Origin of the sequence: Streptomyces sp. NPDC087215, from assembly GCF_044744885.1 — a bacterium.
GTDB lineage: Bacteria > Actinomycetota > Actinomycetes > Streptomycetales > Streptomycetaceae > Streptomyces.
In genome coordinates this window covers 1-3,492 of record NZ_JBIUZD010000034.1, presented here as the reverse complement: position 1 = coordinate 3,492, position 3,492 = coordinate 1, and the positions used below count along the sequence as shown (strand labels likewise).

The window sequence follows — 3,492 nt, the reverse complement described above, 5'->3', positions numbered from 1 at the left end:
AATCAAACTCAAAACCACATACCACAAGCTAACACGATAACCGACGTCAACTCAACCGCTCAGCGCGGGAGTTCGGGAATTGCTCCGCAATTCCGGGGAGAATCGCTCCGCGACTCTCCCCCTCGGGAATTCGCTCCGCGATTTCCCGAAAAGGCGGCTGGCTGGGAGGGTGGGGGAGGTCTGTTTTTGAGGTGCGGGTGGTTTTTGGTCAGGCAGAGAATCCGATGTTGGAAACGTATTCGTAGGCTCCCCATTGTGATCCGAGGTCCTGGACGACTTCGTCGGTCCAGACGTCTTCCATGGCTGCATGGTCTCCTGCGGCCCAGGTGCTCACGATTCTGTCCCACTTACGGACATTCAGATGCCGGTATTCCACGGCTCTTTGGTGGGGGCGGGTGACCTGGGACTGGATGAGGGGGTGGAACTCGACCCGTGTGCCGCGTCCTGTCCGGTTGAGGCGGCCTGTGAGGTACCGGGCGACGTTCTGGCGCCGTACGGCCTTGTAAGCTGCTTCCAGGCGCTCCAGGTTGCGGGCGGAGGGGTTCCGTCTGCCGTCCTTCCAGGCCTTGATGGTCCGGTCGGTGACGGTCAGTCCGGCCTCACGGGCGGCGGCGCGGGCGTGGTCAGTACGGGTGAGGTAGTTCAGCCGGGCCATGAGTCCACGGCGCTGCCCGACCGGTGTGGCCACGAACCCGGCGAATTCATCAAGCTTCCGGGCCACGAATTCATGCCCCTTGGAACCCAGAGCACCGTACTTCCCGAACTCGATATTCCTCTCCGGCATTACCTTCCACCACCCTCGGAACAGAAACCCTCGCCACAGCAAAGGTACCAGAAAACAGAGCCTCATAATTTCATGACAAGGAATCAGACCACAACGCCAGAAAGAGAATTAGAGGCCCTGGTGTGCCCCGGGGCCGGGACGCGCTGGCCGGGCAACAACGGCGGGCCCCGGGACACGGCGGATGGAACTACGCGTCTCGCATGTGAGGCACCGGGGCGAAACGGCCCGACGAACCGCGCCTCGACCTCGGGTCGAAGCGCAGCACGGCGGACCCGCGCCGCCACGGCGTCCGGGGCGGCGCGTACGGGCCCCGGAGTCCTAGCTCAGACGCCAGCCGCAAAGTAGCGGGGTGATCATGCGCTCGCCTCTGCGGCGGCCTTCTCGTCGTGTTCGCGCAGCATCCGCATGACGGTGGCGGGTGAGGGGTGCTGGCCCTTCTTCGCGCCCGTGGTAATGACGAGTCGCTTGGCGATGTCGCGCAGGCTCATCTCCTGATCACGTAGGTGGAGGGCCATGGAGAGCATGGACTCGTCGGTGACGCCCGCGCCGCCGATGGTCTTGCCGCGCTTGCGGGCGGACTCGTGGCCTTCGAGGGTGCGGTCGCGGATGTACTCGCGCTCCATGCCGGACATGGCCGCGAGCACCGTGAACACGATGCCGGAGGGATCGTGCGAGCCCTTCAGTTCCCCGGTGAGGAATTCCAGGCCGACGTCACTCGCCTTCAGCTCCTCGGCGAGCATGGCAAGTTCGATGCCGCGGCCGAGCCGCTTGTGCTCGTGGACGACAAGGGTGACGGCGACGCCGGAGGAGCGGATCTCCCCGGCGAGCTTCACGGCGGCCTCCAGCTCAGGGCGCCTGGTGGCACGGGTGGAGATCTTCTCCGAGAAGACGCGGGTGATCCCGGCCTCGGCGAGGGAGTCGCGCTGTGCGTCGAGGGACTGCCGGGCGGTCGAGGCGCGTGCGTATCCGAGGCGGACGTGCCCGACCGGTTCGGCGCCGGCGCTCACCGGCCGGGGGCAGCTCAGTCCACACCGACCCCGGCTTGCGTGCGGCGGGGGTCGGCACGCTGAGCGCCTTGGCGAGTTGGGGCACGAGGCGGAAGCGGGCGGTGTGGTACTGGATGGTCACTTGACCCTTGCCGGTGCGGCACGGGGAGCCCGCCGGGGCGACGCAGGTGGACATCGGGCAGTTGTGCGTTTCCGCGCGCTTGAAGTCGTCACTCACGACCCCGGACTGCTTCATGATGGAGTTTCAGACGTCCAGTCGTTTGCAACAACTCATGAAACACGATTGCCACAGGTGGACCGCCGGGTGATCGCCTGTTTCGCGAGCGACCGCCTATGAAACACCGCGGTCGCCGCCGGGAATGGCTGCCCAGTCCCGACGCGGGTCAGCGAAGCGGGCGGCCAGGATACGGACGGGGGCCGGAAGTCCTTCCTGCCAGTCACGCCGACTGGAAGCGACCGTGGGCTGGATCACAGTTGAGGTTGACCTTGGGGCAGGGTGGAGGCTCGTCGCATCGGCACACGACGCCGACCCGGGCACAACCGATGTGAAGGAGCAACATGTCCACCAACCTTTTTGGCCAGGGGCAGGATCGTCCGGAGCTGCAGAAGGCGATCGAGGAGTTGGCCGAGTCCGGTTTCGTAGGGATCCAGCTCCGGGTGAACGACGAGCAGGGCGAGTGGGTTGGCAGCGCCGGTGCGCGCGAGCTGGGCCAGAGCGCCAAGCCGCTGACGAACGGGCACTTCCGCATCGGCAGCAGCACCAAGAGCTTCGTCGCCACCTCGGTGCTCTTGCTGGTGGCCGAGGGCAGGATCGGCCTGGATGCCCCGGCCGATGACTACCTGCCTGAGTTCGGTCTCGACCGGCGGATCACCGTGCGGATGCTGCTGCAGCACACCAGCGGGATCTTCAACCACACCGGCGAGCTCTACGAGGACGGGACGATCGTGCTGGGGGTCCCCTGGCAGGGCAAGGAGTGGGTGGACAACCAGTTCAAGACCTACCTGCCCGAAGAGCTGGTACGGCTGTCGTTGTCCAAGCCGACGCGGTTCGCGCCGGGTACGGGCTGGAGCTACGCCAACACCAACTACGTGCTGGCCCGGCTGGTGGTCGAGAAGGCTACCGGCCGTTCGTTCGCCGAGGAGTTGCAGCGGCTGATCCTGGAGCCGCTGGGGATGACCGGCACCGTGGCGCCGGGCGCCTCGCCGGAGATCCCCGAGCCGCACAACCACGGCTACTACCGCTACGAGGACGCCGGGCAGGAGCGGACGGTCGATGTCACCCGTCAGAACCCGTCCTGGGTCGGAGCCGGCGGCGACATGATCTCGACCACCAAGGATCTGCACACGTACTTCTCCGCGCTGATGGGCGGCAAGCTCCTGTCGGCCGAGCTGCTGGCCGAGATGCGCACGCCGGAGGCGACGGTCGGCTACGGCCTGGGAGTGTTCGCGCAGGAAACGGAGGGCGGCACCGTCTTCCACCACAACGGCGCCACCATGGGCTCGGCGGCGCTGATGTACAGCACCCCGGACGGCAGCAAGACCCTGACCGCCGGGCTGACCTGGGTGGACGACGCCGACCTGTCGATAGCACCGGCATTCCAGACCGCCCAGCAGCGTTTCGTCGACGCGGTGTTCTGCGGCAAGCTGGGCTGATGAGGAACGGGGTCACGATCGGGCAGGCGGCGGCGTTCGTCGGCGTCA

At 66.5% G+C, this 3,492-nt stretch carries 3 protein-coding genes; 1 reads left to right on the top strand and 2 read right to left on the bottom strand.

Going from position 1 to position 3,492, the window contains the following annotated elements; genetic code table 11:
• Positions 1-208: 208 nt before the first annotated feature.
• Positions 209-784 (bottom strand): transcriptional regulator, encoded by a 576-nt coding sequence (locus tag ACIO92_RS34095; RefSeq protein WP_402284405.1) that lies wholly within the window; start codon positions 782-784, stop codon positions 209-211.
• Positions 785-1,137: 353 nt separating this feature from the next.
• A complete protein-coding gene (locus ACIO92_RS34090) occupies positions 1,138-1,791 on the bottom strand; it encodes a recombinase family protein (RefSeq protein ID WP_402284407.1) in 654 nt (217 codons plus the stop codon).
• A 558-nt stretch (positions 1,792-2,349) separates the two neighbouring features.
• Between ACIO92_RS34090 and ACIO92_RS34085 the strand changes: the two genes are divergently transcribed.
• Positions 2,350-3,444 (top strand): serine hydrolase domain-containing protein, encoded by a 1,095-nt coding sequence (locus tag ACIO92_RS34085; protein ID WP_402284409.1) that lies wholly within the window; start codon positions 2,350-2,352, stop codon positions 3,442-3,444.
• Positions 3,445-3,492: the final 48 nt, after the last annotated feature.

Bases quoted from the DNA above. Each gene is read 5' to 3' on its own strand.
- ACIO92_RS34085 (WP_402284409.1), top strand. From the start codon at position 2,350: ATGTCCACCAACCTTTTTGGCCAGGGGCAGGATCGTCCGGAGCTGCAG.
- ACIO92_RS34095 (WP_402284405.1), bottom strand. From the start codon at position 784: ATGCCGGAGAGGAATATCGAGTTCGGGAAGTACGGTGCTCTGGGTTCC.